We start from the raw sequence: 15,032 nt of genomic DNA, 5'->3' as shown, positions 1-15,032 counted from the left end.
TTATTCGCTAGTGGGCAGCACCGACTTCAACCACGTTGTTTGAATTCTGGACACCGGAGATCGGGTGGTATTTGTCTTCGCCCTCGATGATTTTAATCATCTGGTCCACCTCAAGATCGGTGAACACCTGTGTCGTGTCGGTGGTGGGCCAGTAGACTTCTAGTCGCTCAATGCGGTTTGCGGTGCCCAATCCGATATGCTGTCGCAGCGGGCTTCCTCCAAAGGTTCCGCCGCTGTTGACCCATTTGTAGATCGACCGCAGCTTGCCGTCTTCCTGCACTTCGGCTCGAATTCGTGCACCGATTCCCGCTCGATTCGATTTTGTGCCGACGAGTTGAACGGTGATCCAATGATTGCCAAATCCTGGGTTCTGGAATACGGCGTCCGAGAAAGCGTCCCCTCGAAAGGCGCCACCCAATTCAATGAAGATGTCCTGGTCCCCATCGTGGTCGTAGTCCGCAAAGGCGACGCCATGCCCTTTTTGCAAATGCCCCAAACCGGCCGCTGTGGTGACTTCCTTGAAACGCAGTCCATTTTGATTGTGAAACATTCGGTTGGGCATGATACCCGCATAGTCTGGGTATCCCGTCCCCAGGTAGAAATCGAGAAAGCCATCGTTATCGATGTCGCCAAAATTTGAACCCATCGGCAACGTGACTTTCGCCAGGTTCATTTCCTCAGTGACGTCTCGAAAACCGCCATTTCCATCGCCTTGATAGAGTCGATCCGTGGCAGCTGCGTGAGCATGGCCCAGGTAGTCTGCTGCAAAATAACCGATCTTGGCCCAATAGGCACCGACGTAAATATCGAGCACCCCGTCGTTGTTAAAATCCCAAAACCAGGTGGGAAAGCTGCGGTTGGGTTCGACGACGCCTGCCTGAGCAGCGACATCAGTAAAAGTCCCGTCGCCGTTGTTGTGATAAAGTTGGTTCGGCCCTTTTAAGTTCGAAAGATACAGATCTGGGTAGCGGTCATTGTCGTAGTCGCCCCACACAACAGCTTTCGGGTAACGTCCCCCCGGAACGCCGGCCATGATGGTCCCGTTGGTGAAATGACCTTGTCCGTCATTATTGAAGAGCTCTGAACTGCCAATCTCGTTCGCGATGTACAGATCCAAATCACCATCGTTGTCGTAGTCAGCCCAGGCAGCACTCTGTGTTGGGTAGAAATGATCGCCCAGTCCGACTTCGAACGTCACATCGCGAAACCGGCCGTTGCCGTCGTTTTGCAACAATGAGTTGGGATGGCGGCCACTCTCTCTGAGCCATGCTCCGCGGAGAACAAGAATATCCACGTCGCCATCGTTGTCATAGTCGGCCTGTATCATGTTCAAACCGCCGAACAGACCGGTCAGTCCTGACTCCTCCGTATGATCGGTAAACGTTCCGTCCCCATTATTCAACCAGCACCGCATCTGCCCTGAGGTGTCCCACGACGACGTGACCACATCCAGCCAGTTGTCCCCGTTCAGATCGTCAACAATCATTCCACCGCAGAGTGAGAACGTATTCAGACCCAGTTGCGGGGAGATGTTTTTGAACTTCGGGAATTCACTGTCTAGTTCAAACTGGCCGTCGGATAACAGCCATTTTTTGGGCACACTCTCGGGATACTCGCCCAATGTCATATAAGCCACATTGAGCAGCCAAGTCGCCGTTGCATCGGTTTTGTTCCGTTCCAGATAGGCAGTCAAATATTTCACCGCATTCTGGGCAGGCTGCTTGTTGCGATGCACTCCTTTGCCTTGGATCGGGAAGATACAGCATTCGGCATCGCGGCAATTCACGCAGTTCTGGTCTTCCGCCAGCCGCAAATAGGCGACCGCTAGCTTCATGTTCAAGAGGTCCCGCACTTGGTCGGACCTCGGTACAACGCTCGCCACTTCCAGCAAGTATTTCTTAGCCTCTAAGAGTTGCTCTACGGCTTGCTGCGAATTTCCAGCCTGCAGTTGGGCTTCAGAAAGTTGCAGTTGCGTTTTCAACTTCACTTGCGGGGGTACGTTGGCCGGTAAGCTCTCTAACTGCTGGGCAAGTTGCTCTTGCCGGCCATCATTCAGGTAGGGTTGGTCGTCTGTGCTGCTGGCTTGAATTTCCTTCAGTGTGGCGAGCATGCGCTGGTGACTATCACCATCCTCTGCAGGGTTGGTTTCCGTCACCTCAGCAGGCCCGCACCCGATCACTCCCAATGCCAGCAGTAGTATCAGTCGTTTCATAGCCAGTTTTCTTTGACAGCCGGAGAACCGATGACAGCCGGAGAAACCGTTGATCATTCCAGCCAGAATGATCTTGCAACAGCCACCGCACTTTTGGGCAATTGTCATGGCTGCTCCTGTCTTGGTCAGCGAGAGTTTGTCAGGCAAGAAAGCGCACCCTTATTATCACGTGCTACTAGAGACATTGCAACTCTTGTCTCGTCTCGTTCGTCGCTGCGTGAGGCCGATTGCGACGATCGTAGGGAAGGGGAAATCCCTTTGTTTCAAGCGAAAATCACGCCGGTGCATCATCCGGTGCGGATCGCTCACTGCGACCGCAAACGGTCAGGTTGAGGGCAATGGGACACGTCACGATTTCGTTCTCTGCCGGGGATTTCTCTGTGGATTAGGGAAACCGGGGCTTAAGAAAATCTGTGGCTTAGGAAAACCGGAACAGCCGGTCCTGTTTCCGCCGCTCGCAACGTCCCCCTGTCTCTCCACTCCCGTTCGTGCCGCTTCGCAGTCTCGAAAAATTCCGTCAAGAATCTTGTTGAACCCGCCTCCGAATTCTGCCAGCATACTTGGTGCAAGTTCCCTTATCCTTCATCAGGCTCACGGAGAGCGTAACGATGGCGACCAGAACCAGAACAGAGTATGCGAATGGGCAATTTTGTTGGGTCGACTTGATGACGAACGACGTCACAGCTGCGCAGGAGTTTTATGGAGAACTGCTTGGCTGGGAATCCGCAAAAAAAGAGACGCCGGGCGGACCGCCGTATCGAGTTTTTACAATCGACGACCTGCAAGTCGCCGGCATGGGGGCGATGAACGACGAGATGAAATCGACCGGTATGCCGCCGATTTGGAATTCCTACATCAATGTCGATGACATTGCAGCCTCTACGCGACGTGCTCAGGCGTGCGGCGGCACCGTGTTGATGGAGCCGTTTCAAATCATGGACACCGGACACATGGCGATCATCAGCGATCCCAGCGGTGCGGTCGTTTCCTTGTGGCAAGGCTTGGACCACTTCGGTGCTGAAATGATCAACGACCCCGGTTGTTGGTCATGGAACGAACTGCTCACCGACAACGTGGGGGCATCGCTTGAGTTTTATGGCAGTCTTTTTGGCTGGGCGGTGGAGAAGGAAGAGTCGGACGCAACCCCCTATTGGACATTCCAACTCAACAACCGCCCGCTGGGAGGCATGCTGCAGAAGACGCCTGAAATGGGCGACATTCCGTCTTGTTGGGGCGTCTATTTCTCAGTCGAGGATATTCAAGCGACCACCAACCGCGTGGTGCAACTGGGGGGCACGATTTGCCAACCACCGTTTGAAGTCTCAGTCGGCCATATCAGCATCGTCGGTGACCCACAGGGAGCGGTGTTTGACCTGATTCAGATGACCGTCCCGGCGGATGATTGATTGGGCACATGGAAAACGTTTGTTTGACTGACCGAGGTTGGTTTACGCTCCCGGCAAATACTCCTCATAAGCCAACCCAAACGTCTCCGCCACCGCGCGGTTCGTCAGTTTGCCGGCGGACATATTCACTGCATGTGCTAAACCGGGATCGGCTGTGCAAGCCGCGTTGAGGCCGTGGTTGGCGATCCGCAGGGCGTAGGGAAACGTCACATTGCACAGTGCATAGGTGCTCGTCCGGCCGACTGCTCCGGGCATGTTGGCGACGCAGTAGTGCACGACGTCGTTGACGATGTAGGTCGGGTCGGAGTGCGTCGTGGGCCGAGCGGTTTCCACGCAGCCGCCTTGGTCGACGGCGACATCGATGATCACCGCTCCGGGCTTCATCAGTTTCAGATCTTCTTCCTTGACCAATACCGGCGCACGGGCCCCTTCGATGAGCACCGCTCCGATCAACAAATCAGCCTTCATCAATTGTTCGCGAACAGTGTGCCGGTCGCTGAACAGCGTGTTCACATTGGCCGGCATGATATCTTCCAGATACCGCAGGCGATCGACGTTGATGTCCAGGATGCTCACGTCCGCTTGAAAACCGGCAGCGATCTGGGCGGCGTTTTTGCCGACGACTCCCCCGCCAAAGATCACAATGTCCGCCGGCGGCACTCCCGGCACGCCTCCCAACAAGATTCCACGGCCCTCTTGCGGGCGCTCCAGATACTTGGCCCCTTGCTGAATGCTCATCCGCCCGGCGACTTCGCTCATGGGGGTCAAGCAGGGCAAGTTTCCCTTGGCGCCGCGTAGCGTCTCGTATGCGACAGCTGTGATGCCGGTCGACAAGACGGCGCGGGTTAATTCTTCGTTGGCGGCGAAATGGAAATAGGTCAGCAAGATTTGCCCAGCGCGAAGTTTGGGCCATTCGGCGGGCAACGGTTCTTTGACCTTGATCACCAAGTCGGCTTGGGCAAAAATCTCGTCGGCTGTAGCGACGATTTCCGCACCGTTTTCAGCGTATAATTCGTCGGGAATCCCGCTCCCGATTCCTGCGCCGGTTTGAATCAGCACGCGATGCCCATGGCGGGTCAGTTCCTCCGCCCCGACCGGCAACAGGGCGACGCGGTATTCATCCGGTTTGATTTCGGTGGGCACGCCAACGATCATGGGGTTGCTCCGGGTTGTTCGTAGAGGGCGGTAGGTAGTAGGCTGTAGGCAGTAAGCAGTAAGCAGTATTTCCGCTGTGCGGCTTTGGGCATTATTCACTGGTTGCGTGTGTGCGGGCAAGTGAATCGAATTTTGTGGTTGCAAAACATTTTTAGTTGAGCTTGAGGAGTTGATCGTTGAACGTTCCGGTCTTTGATGACCTTGCTCGGGCGAATGCTCGACAGTTGTTGGAAATGGCGCTGCGGGAGGATCTTGATGATGCGGGCGATTTGACGTCGCGCGCGTTGATCGACGAGCAGCAGCGCGGACATGTGTCGGTGGTCGTCCGCGAACCGGGCATTGTGGCGGGGCTGCCGATCGTCGACATGGTGTTCGAGCAACTCGATTCCCAGGTCGAAGTCCGCCGCCTCGTTGAAGACGGCACTGCTGTAGAAGCGGGGATGACCGTCGCGGAAATACGCGGACCGTTGCGGACGCTATTGACCGGTGAACGGACGGCGCTGAACTTTTTGACGCACCTGAGCGGGATCGCCACGCTCACCAGCCGGTATGTTGCCGCCGCGACGGGAACTGCCGCGAAGATCCTTGATACCCGCAAGACGCTGCCGGGTTGGCGGCATTTGCAGAAGTATGCCGTCCGCGCCGGTGGGGGAACAAATCACCGGATCGGTCTGTATGACGGCGTGCTGATTAAAGACAACCACCTTGCCGGCTGGGCTGTGTCGCAACAGGCACAGACCATTGCCGCCGCCATTCAAACGGCGCGGGCGAGCGTCAAACCGGGGATTTCCATCGAGGTCGAAGTCGATACGCTGGAGCAACTTCAAGACGCGCTCGATGGCCCCCCCGATATTGTGCTGTTGGATAACATGAGTTGCGACACCTTACGACGCGCCGTCGAATTGCGAAATCAACGACAACCCAGCGTCCAACTCGAAGCCTCCGGCGGCGTCACGTTGGCGACGGTCGCACAAATCGCCGCAACCGGCGTCGAACGCATCAGCATCGGTGCCCTAACACACTCCGCCATCGCCCTCGATCTAGCCTTCGACTGGTCCGGCCAATGATTACGGGCAGGCCTGCTGGTTCAATGATTAACCACGAAAGTAACGAAAAACCTAGCGCAGCAGTGCCGCAACCAAACAAGGCTGCTGTTTTCTTAGCCACAGATTGAACACGGATAAAACACAGATTTCCGAGCGTGACTCTCTCTCATCCCAAACCGACGGCTTGCCGTCGCATTGTGCGTTCCGTGCCGGACCACGCGCCGGAGTAATTCATAATGCGAAACAAAAAGGGGTTGTAGTACGAAAAAATGGAGAAGGTGCAAAACAACCTTCCATTGCTTAAATTGAACTCGCAATAAGCTAAAATGAAAACCAGAACTTGTTTTCGCGTCATTTGTGATTTTTGTGGTTCTTTCCGTCTACCGCCGAACAATTGCCGCGCCCCTATAGAAAAGCAACCCACACGTGAGTTCCAAACGACGCACCAAATCAACAACCACACCCAAAACCGAACAGCCGCGGGCGACGGCGGAGGCATTGGTTGAGCGCGGAGATCCAAAAATCTTCGTGGCCATCGTGGTTTGGCTCGTCATCTTCGGTGCGATCTTTTTTAGTTTCAAGTTGCCCAACTTTCCCGTCTCGCGCGCCGATGTCTGGCAACGCGTGCCGTGGGATCTGTTTGACTTGATTGATCCTCCCAATCCGGTGCCGGCTGTGGTTTCCTCGTGGGGAAATCTTTCCCAGCGTGTTCCGCCGCTTTTGGTCGCAACGGCGATTCTCCTGGGGGCGTGGGCGACGGGGCAGTTGCTGCTGCGCGTTGTTTGTCCCGACCCCAATCGGCGCACCAGCGAACGAACGTTCTTTGCTTTTGCGCTGGGCCTCTCTGCGTGGTCCTTGATCACACTTGTGTTGGGTTGGTTTGGCGTACTTTCCCGCGAGCTATTCGGTGGACTATTGGCCTTGGCCGTGCTGGCTGAACTCGGTCTGCGAATATTCCGCCGTAAGTCGGCACCGCCAAACGAAGACGCCGACGATCATTGGCGGAATTACAACCTGTGGCTGTTCATTATCGTGCCGTTCGTACTTTGCATGCTCCTGGGGGCACTGCTCCCCTCGACCGATTTTGATGTGCTGGAGTATCACCTGGGCGGCCCTAAGGAATACTTCCAAGCGGGTCGCATCGAGATGTTGCCGCACAACGTCTACACCAGTTTTCCCTTCGGCACTGAGATGCTGACGCTGTTGTCGATGGTCCTGTTGGGGGATTGGTATTGGGGGGCTGTGGCTGGAAAAGTCGTGTTGATGAGCTTCGGACCGCTGACCGCCCTAGGAATCTATGCCGCCGGATCGCGGTGGTTTAGCACCCGTGCGGGTATTTATGCGGCGGCCATTCATCTGACGACTCCCTGGACGTACCGCATCTCCACGATTGCCTATGCCGAAGGGGGGCTGACGTTTTATCTGTTTGCCGCACTCTATGCGGTGATGATCGGCTATGAACGTTTCCATGCTGCGGCCGAGGTACGGGTGCCATGGCGGCCCTTCCTACTGGCTGGATTGTGCGCCGGTTCAGCGATGGCCTGCAAATACCCCGGCGTGTTGTCGGTGGTGATCCCCTTGGGAATTGCGGCGTTGGCCCTGCCTTTCACTCGCCCCGGTGAACGTGCGGAACAGAGGGGAGGGGCTATCCGTTTGGGATTGATCTTCGCCCTGGGAACAGCGGTCACGATCGGGCCTTGGTTGATTAAAAACACGATCGAAACGGGCAATCCGGTTTATCCGTTGGTCTATTCGGTCTTCGGTGGGGCGGATTGGGATGCGGATTTGAATGCGAAATGGAAGCACGGCCACAGCCCCAACACCTATTCGCCGCTCGACTTGGCGGAAAAGGTGATGGATGTGACCGTCAAAAGCGATTGGCTGAGCCCGTTTTTGTTTGGCCTTGCGCCGCTGGCATTTTTGTTGAAATCGAAGCGACGCTTGGTGATCTGGTTGTGGGCTTACGTCGGATATTTGTTTCTCACGTATTGGATCTTTACGCATCGCATCGATCGGTTTTGGGTGCCATTGATTCCGGTTGTCGCCCTGCTCGCCGGTGTGGGGGCGACGTGGAGTGCGCGGTTGTCGTGGCGGATTCTGTGGATCGGGCTGTTCGGTGTGGTTTCGTTGTATCACCTGACGATGATCTCCGGTCCGTTGTCGCTGTGCGGATACAACGCCTACCTGATCGACTACCCTCTCGCGCGGCAGCACACCGAAGGGTATTATTCGCCCGGTCTGCCGAAGCTGAATCGCGAACTCCCCCCCGGCTCCAAAGTGCTCTGCGTGGGCAATGCGGTGGTGTTCGCCGCCGAATTCCCCAATGTGTACAACACGGTCTTTGATTACTCGATTTTTGATCAATGGTTCGCGGACAAACAACCGGGCGTCCCCGCCGGTGAATGGAAACTACGCCCTGCCGACGAAATCCGTCGAAAACTGCACGACGCGGGTATTACGCACATCTACATCAACTGGGCGGAGATCCTGCGGTATCGCGATGCGGGGTCGTATGGTTACACCGATTTCGTCACGCCGGCGCGGTTCGCCGAGATGCAGCGAATGGGCATCCTCGGGCCGCAGTGGCCGATCAAGGACTCCAGCGGCTACGGCCCGCTCGATGATCTCTCGCCGACGCAGCTCGCCGATGTTCAGAAATGGGTTCCCTCGCTGGAACGTTCGATCGTCATGCCGCCGGAAAACAAAGCGACGGCAGTGTATCAGCGGTATCAGATTTTCCCGGTCGTGAAGAGCGATTGAAGCGAGGCTGTTTAAGGCGTCTGACTGCGAGATATTGCTTCAGCAGAAAAGACGCGCCCGGTCTAGATTTTCCAAGAATCTGCTTGTTCGCTGAGAGTTCCGGATAGACAATGCGGACTGAGGTGGCCTACGAATGGGATCCGCCTTTCTTAATCCATTGTTCAGGAGACTCCAATGCGCCGATCATCTTGGGTCCTGCGATGTGTGAATGTTAAGATCTTGGTATGCCTGCCATTTATTTTGGCGAGCGCATACAGCGGTTCTGTTCTGGGGGATGAGGGACAAGGCAAACCGCGGGCCGGTGCGGTGGCCGGCGACGAGTTGTCCAAGGCGGAACAGAGACTCCATGCGACGCTCCAAACGTCATCATCCATCGACATTCAAGACGTGAAACTGACCGACGCGATCCAATCGTTGGCAACGCTCAATGATCTGCAGATCGTCATTGATCACGAGGAATTGGTAAAGCAGGGGATCGATCCGGACGCATTGATCAACTATAAGGTCGACAGTATCAAGTTAGGGCATGTGCTCACTTTGTTGCTCGAACCTTTGGAACTGGGCTGGATGGTGAGGGACGGCGTAATCACGATTACCACGGCTCAAATTGCGGTCGGGCCGAATGTGAAAACCGTTTACCATCAATATGCGAAATTTGAGGACGTTATAAAAACGAAAGACACGAAGGCAGCCAAGACGGCTTTTCAAAAAGCCATCTATGCGACCATTGCCCCCAAGAGTTGGAGAGATGCGGGAGGGGAAGGCACGATCGACTGGACGGAAAATGGTTTGGTCATGACAAATCGTGCCGCGGTGCAAAAGAAATTCGAGCAATTGACGTGGTATTTGACTCAAGGCCACAAGCTGATTCGTTCCAGAGAGAAAAGTTTTCCGCTGACCAATAATGATGCACCGCGCGTATTAAACGCGCTGGCGGAACAAACAAACCCTGGTAATGTGGGTATGGTCGACATCCCACTGACCGATGTTATGGTCTTCTTCAGTAGATTGCATGACATCAACATTCTCGTCGATAGAATCGCCCTCCACGATGTTGGAATTCGCGCAGACCCTCCAGTCACACTTCAGCCTGAAGGGGCGTCCTTGCAGCAAGCGTTGGATCAGGCTCTCAAACCGCTTAAGTTGGACTACATTGCCCGACACGAAGTACTTTTCATCACGACGCCAGAAAAGGTCAATGCTCTCCCGGAAACACATATTTACGACGTGCAGAAACTACTGGGCCCCAATGTTGAGCCCAGCGTAATCACCGAAGAGATAACTACCAAGGTGCTGCCTAAAACCTGGTCCCCAAATGGTGGCCATGGAACGATGGCCTACGTGCCCGGATATTTCATTGTCTACCAGACACCCCGCGCTCACCGCAAAATCCTCGAACGCTTCAAGACGTTGAGGCAACGCCTCGATGGAAATGCTGTCGAGAAACCTTGAGAGCGCATCTGAAAAACTCACAGCCGGCAGGCATGGCGGTGTGGCGGGTGTCCTTCGACTGGGATGGTGCGGGTTGAGAGACCCGTGCCCCAGACGCAAACGCTCTCGATACCGGTGCAGCCGGTACAAACGGGCGCTTGTCGGTCGCTGCGAATTGAAGGAGGGGGCTAAGCTATTGCATCGGCTGGTCGGCGACTCTAAATTGGAGACCGGCACGGAGGATACGGCCCGGCGGAACGAGGCGTTTGTAGGTTCCGCCCGGTTGAGTGTGAGGGATTGTTGGTGTTTCCGGGCCTGTCCGGCCTAGTTGCGGCATGGTGAATGTCGGACAGGAAACGCAAATTGTGGAGAAATCCGAAAACCAGTCCCAACATCCCGGCAGGACGGAGCGTACGCATCCCTAGAGTCCTCTCTTTCGCGAATCGCACATTCTGATCGATAAATGCCTTTCCCATTTGGTTTTACGGGGAAAATATCGGCCCGAGTGGAACGCTTTGTGGGGAATCCGAGGGGCAAATTCCGTAGGTCAAAGTTCGCTGCTGTTATTCATTTCCATTGAGTTTTTTCTGAGTCATTCGTTTGTGTAAGGGACGTCCATGAACTCCGAGGCCGTCATTGAAACCCGCAGCCTGTCGAAAGTCTATCGCGACTTCTGGGGGCGAAAGAAAGTTCGCGCACTCAATTCACTGAATCTCGAAGTGAAACAGGGCGAGATTTTTGGATTGTTGGGCCCCAACGGGTCCGGCAAGACAACGACCATCAAATTGTTGTTGGGGTTGTTGTTTCCGACCGAAGGGACCGTGGAAATCCTGGGTCAACCGGCAACGGATGTCTCGAAGAACCAACGGATCGGCTATTTGCCCGAAGAATCTTATCTCTACCGGTTTTTAAACGCCGACGAGACTTTGGATTTTTACGGGCGTTTGTTCAACATGTCCAAAGCAGATCGCCGGAAACGGACGGACGAGTTGCTGGACATGGTGAAATTGCAGCATGCCCGCAAACGTCAGTTGCGTGAATACTCCAAAGGGATGACGCGGCGGATTGGTTTGGCGCAAGCTTTGATCAACAATCCCGATCTGGTGTTGCTCGACGAACCGACCAGCGGCCTGGACCCCTTGGGGACCCGGGACATGAAGGATATGATTTTGAACCTGCGTGATCAGGGCAAGACGGTCCTGATGTGCAGCCACGTGTTGTCCGACGTGCAGGATGTCTGTGATCGGGTGGCAATTTTGGACGGCGGCGAACTGAAGGTGCTCGGCCGCGTGGACGAATTGCTCAAAAACCAGGGAATCACACAAATCCGCGCCAGTACGCTGAGTGAAGATGCTATCGCCGAGGTCAAAGCGGTGATTGCCAAGCACAACAACGACACGATCGATGTCGACCATCCGGTCACCACTTTGGAAGACCTGTTCCTCAAGACGGTCCGCGATTCCGCCGACCGGCCGGGGCAGCGGTATGTGCCGCCGGGTGAAGACAAGGCAGCGCCAGCGGAGTCGCTGCCGGCTAGCGAAGAAGCTGCGGAGTCGTGAGGTCGGTTGCCGGCCCCCCGGGTTGGCAATCATGAGATTGAATATTTCCGGTTGGGGGCAAATGACGCCCGATACCCGCAACTTTCAGCACTTTCACATCGCGCATTGCGTTTCCTGGTGAAGTATGAGTTTTGATCCAATACCCTTTGACGTTCTCGGCGGATTGTCCAACTGGGCAATTGTGGCTGGGATCGCAACGGCTTCCATCTTCTTGTTTCTGCTGGTCATGTCGTTGCTGACCCGAGGGGCGAGCGGCCCCGGTTGGTTGGTTTCGCAGATCGGGTCGTGTGTCCATGACTGGATTTCCACGTCCCCGCGGCGCGTCTTTGCATTGTCGATGCTGACCTTTCGTGAAGCTTGGCGACGCAAGATCTTTGCGGTCGGCGTGATTTTTGTGCTATTGATCATGTTCGCGGGATGGTTCTTGAGTTCGCCGGGCGATCAGCCTGACACGCAAGTCAAGGTGCTCGTCAGTTTTGTGCTCACCTCGATCAGTTGGTTGATTTTGCCGCTGGTCGTATTGCTGGCCTGCTGGGGGATTCCCGACGACATCAAAGCCCGCTCGATGCACACCGTGGTGACCAAACCGGTTTATCGTAGTGAAATTGTCCTGGGGCGGATCTTCGGCTATGCCATGATCGGCACGGTCGCCTTGGTCGTGATGGGGGCTGCCGGTTATCTCTGGCTGGATCGCCAAGTCGTCGACAAGGATTCTCGCGCATCGCTAACCGCTAAAGTTCCGGTCTACGGTAACGACATAATCTGGCTAGACCAGCAGGGCCAGCCGGCAGAATCGGGCATCAATACCGGTGATGTCTGGGAGTTTCGTAGCTACATCCCGGGCAATACCAAGGCCCGCGCCACATGGGTCTTCGACGGTGTGGGCGAAGATTATTTGCGTCCCGATCCCGAAACCGGCGAGCCGGAGTTGCGGCTGGAATCGTCCTTTCAAGTTTTTCGTTCTTACATTGGCGATGCCGACCGCGGCATTCGTGCCCGCTATACCTTCGTGAATGAAGACAAAGATTTGCGGGTGCCGATTGCTCCCTTTGAAGTCAAGGAATTCCACAACGGGGCCAACATCACGACAGTTCCCCGCACCTTGCCGGTCCGCCGGGGAGAAACCGTTGATCTGATCGACGATTTGGTCAAAGACGGCAAGCTGCGCGTCGAAGTCGAATGTTTGACCTCCGGCCAGTACCTGGGGATGGCACGTCCTGACTTGTTCATCCGACTGCCCGAACACCATTTTGCTGCCAGTTATTGCAAAGCCCTGGTTGGCGTTTGGATGATGATGGCAATGGCGGTCGTGCTGTGTGTCGGCTGGAGTTGTGTGGTCAAAGGTCCGGTCGCTACGCTGGCCAGCTCGGTGATGTTGATCGTCGGCAAGAGCTTTTCAGGGTTCTTTGAAGAGCTGGCGGCCGGCAACGTCAAGGGGGGTGGTGTTCTGGAATCGATGGTCCGAATCTACAAGCACACCACACCGAATGTCGAACTCGAAAAATCGACCGGCCAGACCGTGATTGAAACGATCGATGCCGTGCCCGAAGCGTTTTTAAAAGTGACGCAAAAGTTGGTGCCGAACTTTGGATCGTTGGATTTCACGGAATATACGGCTAATGGTTTTGATGTTCCGTTTTCAGCGGCACTGCTGCCCGGAATTGCCCTCATGGTCGGCCACTGTTTGCCGTGGATCTTTTTAGCGTACGTTGCACTGAAGTATCGTGAATTGGAATCGAAATGAACAAGCTCAATTCGCTACAACGCAAATTGGTATATCTGTTCGGAATTATCCTGCTGTTGATTCCGATCCTGTTACTGGGACGTCCGGGGCGAACCGCGATTCCGGCGACGGAAACGCGCGCCGCGATTCCTGCCGAAACAGGGGGCCATCTCGATGCGCTGCGGAGGCAGAACGACCTCGGTGTCACCGACCTGGGGAACGTCGATCCTTCGAGTGCGACCATGAACTTGGTGCTGCTGGGATTACGCGGCGTTGCGACCAATCTGTTGTGGATGGAGGCTCAAGAACAGCAACAGCATAAGGACTGGGCCGAACTAAACCGTACGACCGAGTCGATTATTTTGTTGCAGCCGCACTTCCAAAAAGTCTGGCAGTTCCAGGGTTGGAACTTGGCATACAACGTCTCGGCCGAATGGGATGCGGTTCCGGACCGCTACCACTGGGTCAAGACCGGCATCAAATTTTTGGAGCGGGGCACGAAGCGGAACCATAAGTTGCCCGAACTCTACTGGCATACGGGAAGTATGCTGGGCAAAAAAATTGGCCGCTCTGACGAATGGAAACAGTTTCGCCAATACTTTATGGAACAAGATCCCAATCCGAAGATCGGCGAAAGTGACGAACGGATTGATCGCGACTTAAACCCCGATGGCAAGGACAACTATTTGGTTGCCAAGGAATGGTTTCAAAAGTCCAAGGATGTTGCGGCCCAGTACCCGCAAAACCAGCAACACATCATGACCAATGAGATTTTCAACACCTATCCCGCACGCTCGCAAATCGACTACGCGGATGTCTTCAGTCGTGAAGGCAAAGTGGGTGAAAGATCTCGGGAGGCTTGGCAAACAGCATCCGATGACTGGTTGGCAGTTGGAAACGATAAAATTCGTACGGAATTCGGCGAAATTCGCATGGAAGTGCAAAGCGAAGCCGAGTTCGAAGAAATGGCAGCCGAATACAACGTCGACGTGGAGACCGTCAAACGGACGGTTTCGTACTTTCACAATCTGACCAATTACACCTACTGGCGGACCCGCGTGTTGGCTGAACGCGAAACCAACACCATGGAAGCCCACAGTGATCTGTACGAGGGTGAGCAAAAGTACAAGGCGGGCGAATTCATCGAAGCCGAGGCGCTGTTGCTTCGCGGTATGCGGAAGTTTGAAAAAATGCTCGAGGACTTCCCGGTCTTGCTCGAAGAAGAACTCACCGTCGAAGAAGGGCTAGTGGCCATCTTGATCTATCGCGACATCCAGCAAACGCTTGGAAAACGCGTCGATGTGCATCCGCTCAAGAAAATGTGGAACATGAACCAGTCTCGTGTCCCCAATGCACAATCGGAATTGCGGCGGCGGACTCGCCAGTAAGTCGGCGAGTCTCGTTCCACGCTGCTAGAATCGGTTGAAGCAGGTAAGCTCCCCGCCGTATCAGGGCGGGGAGGGCTTTGTGGAGGCAAAACTCCGCTCTGATTGCGCTCAATCCTCAGCTCGACCGGCCGGGCAATTTCCTCTGTGGCGACAGATTCGCGCCGTCGAGAAAAATCTGGCAGATTTTCCGCAAATCAGCCGCTTTTGCCGATAGCCGCGACGTTGACAACGAACGTCGACCACCGCTACACTCGCGGCCTTTAGTCGCTGGAAATCATGAATTAACCATGAATTGCGGCACAACCGGCCCAGTTGCGTAGCGGCATTCTAATTGGGGCATCGCTCGTCCCGA

Annotated in this window: 9 protein-coding genes; 7 read left to right on the top strand and 2 right to left on the bottom strand. The window is 55.2% G+C overall.

The genetic code is table 11. From position 1 onward, the window contains the following. Positions 1 to 7: 7 nt before the first annotated feature. Entirely contained in the window at positions 8 to 2,212 is a 2,205-nt protein-coding gene (locus Mal52_RS26360; RefSeq protein WP_197534477.1) for an FG-GAP-like repeat-containing protein, read from the bottom strand. A gap of 608 nt (positions 2,213 to 2,820) precedes the next feature. Here Mal52_RS26360 and Mal52_RS26355 point away from each other — a divergent pair. Further along, the gene (locus Mal52_RS26355; protein WP_145379637.1) at positions 2,821 to 3,618 is read left to right on the top strand and encodes a VOC family protein; all 798 of its coding nucleotides are present in this window, start codon (positions 2,821 to 2,823) and stop codon (positions 3,616 to 3,618) included. A 42-nt stretch (positions 3,619 to 3,660) separates the two neighbouring features. On the opposite strand, the gene ald is transcribed toward Mal52_RS26355, so the two are convergent. Next, positions 3,661 to 4,773, bottom strand: a complete 1,113-nt coding sequence (gene ald, locus Mal52_RS26350) for an alanine dehydrogenase (RefSeq protein ID WP_145379635.1) — start codon at positions 4,771 to 4,773, stop codon at positions 3,661 to 3,663. A gap of 176 nt (positions 4,774 to 4,949) precedes the next feature. Here ald and nadC point away from each other — a divergent pair, with 176 nt between their 5' ends. The 6 genes from nadC to Mal52_RS26320 all read left to right on the top strand — a co-directional run bounded on the left by nadC (position 4,950) and on the right by Mal52_RS26320 (position 14,680). Beyond that, positions 4,950 to 5,840 (top strand): carboxylating nicotinate-nucleotide diphosphorylase, encoded by an 891-nt coding sequence (nadC, locus tag Mal52_RS26345; protein ID WP_231962449.1) that lies wholly within the window; start codon positions 4,950 to 4,952, stop codon positions 5,838 to 5,840. Between the two features lie 405 nt (positions 5,841 to 6,245). Further along, the gene (locus Mal52_RS26340) at positions 6,246 to 8,579 is read left to right on the top strand and encodes an ArnT family glycosyltransferase (RefSeq protein ID WP_145379633.1); all 2,334 of its coding nucleotides are present in this window, start codon (positions 6,246 to 6,248) and stop codon (positions 8,577 to 8,579) included. Positions 8,580 to 8,885: 306 nt separating this feature from the next. Next, positions 8,886 to 10,031 (top strand): hypothetical protein, encoded by a 1,146-nt coding sequence (locus Mal52_RS26335; RefSeq protein WP_145379631.1) that lies wholly within the window; start codon positions 8,886 to 8,888, stop codon positions 10,029 to 10,031. Between the two features lie 596 nt (positions 10,032 to 10,627). Next, a complete protein-coding gene (locus Mal52_RS26330) occupies positions 10,628 to 11,569 on the top strand; it encodes an ABC transporter ATP-binding protein (protein ID WP_145379629.1) in 942 nt (313 codons plus the stop codon). A 124-nt stretch (positions 11,570 to 11,693) separates the two neighbouring features. After that, entirely contained in the window at positions 11,694 to 13,313 is a 1,620-nt protein-coding gene (locus tag Mal52_RS26325; RefSeq protein ID WP_145379627.1) for an ABC transporter permease, read from the top strand. Next, positions 13,310 to 14,680, top strand: coding sequence for a hypothetical protein (locus tag Mal52_RS26320; RefSeq protein WP_145379624.1), 1,371 nt, complete (start codon positions 13,310 to 13,312; stop codon positions 14,678 to 14,680). The genes Mal52_RS26325 and Mal52_RS26320 overlap by 4 nt, the downstream gene beginning before the upstream one ends. Positions 14,681 to 15,032: the final 352 nt, after the last annotated feature.

It is taken from the genome of Symmachiella dynata, from assembly GCF_007747995.1.
Classification (GTDB): domain Bacteria; phylum Planctomycetota; class Planctomycetia; order Planctomycetales; family Planctomycetaceae; genus Symmachiella; species Symmachiella dynata.
This window is presented reverse-complemented; position numbering and strand designations above follow the sequence as displayed.

What these genes read in the sequence shown, in the direction of transcription:
- Mal52_RS26320 (WP_145379624.1), top strand. Translation starts at nt 13,310, where the DNA reads ATGAACAAGCTCAATTCGCTACAACGCAAATTGGTATATCTGTTCGGA.
- ald (WP_145379635.1), bottom strand. Translation starts at nt 4,773, where the DNA reads ATGATCGTTGGCGTGCCCACCGAAATCAAACCGGATGAATACCGCGTC.
- Mal52_RS26330 (WP_145379629.1), top strand. Translation starts at nt 10,628, where the DNA reads ATGAACTCCGAGGCCGTCATTGAAACCCGCAGCCTGTCGAAAGTCTAT.
- Mal52_RS26355 (WP_145379637.1), top strand. Translation starts at nt 2,821, where the DNA reads ATGGCGACCAGAACCAGAACAGAGTATGCGAATGGGCAATTTTGTTGG.
- Mal52_RS26360 (WP_197534477.1), bottom strand. Translation starts at nt 2,212, where the DNA reads ATGAAACGACTGATACTACTGCTGGCATTGGGAGTGATCGGGTGCGGG.
- Mal52_RS26325 (WP_145379627.1), top strand. Translation starts at nt 11,694, where the DNA reads ATGAGTTTTGATCCAATACCCTTTGACGTTCTCGGCGGATTGTCCAAC.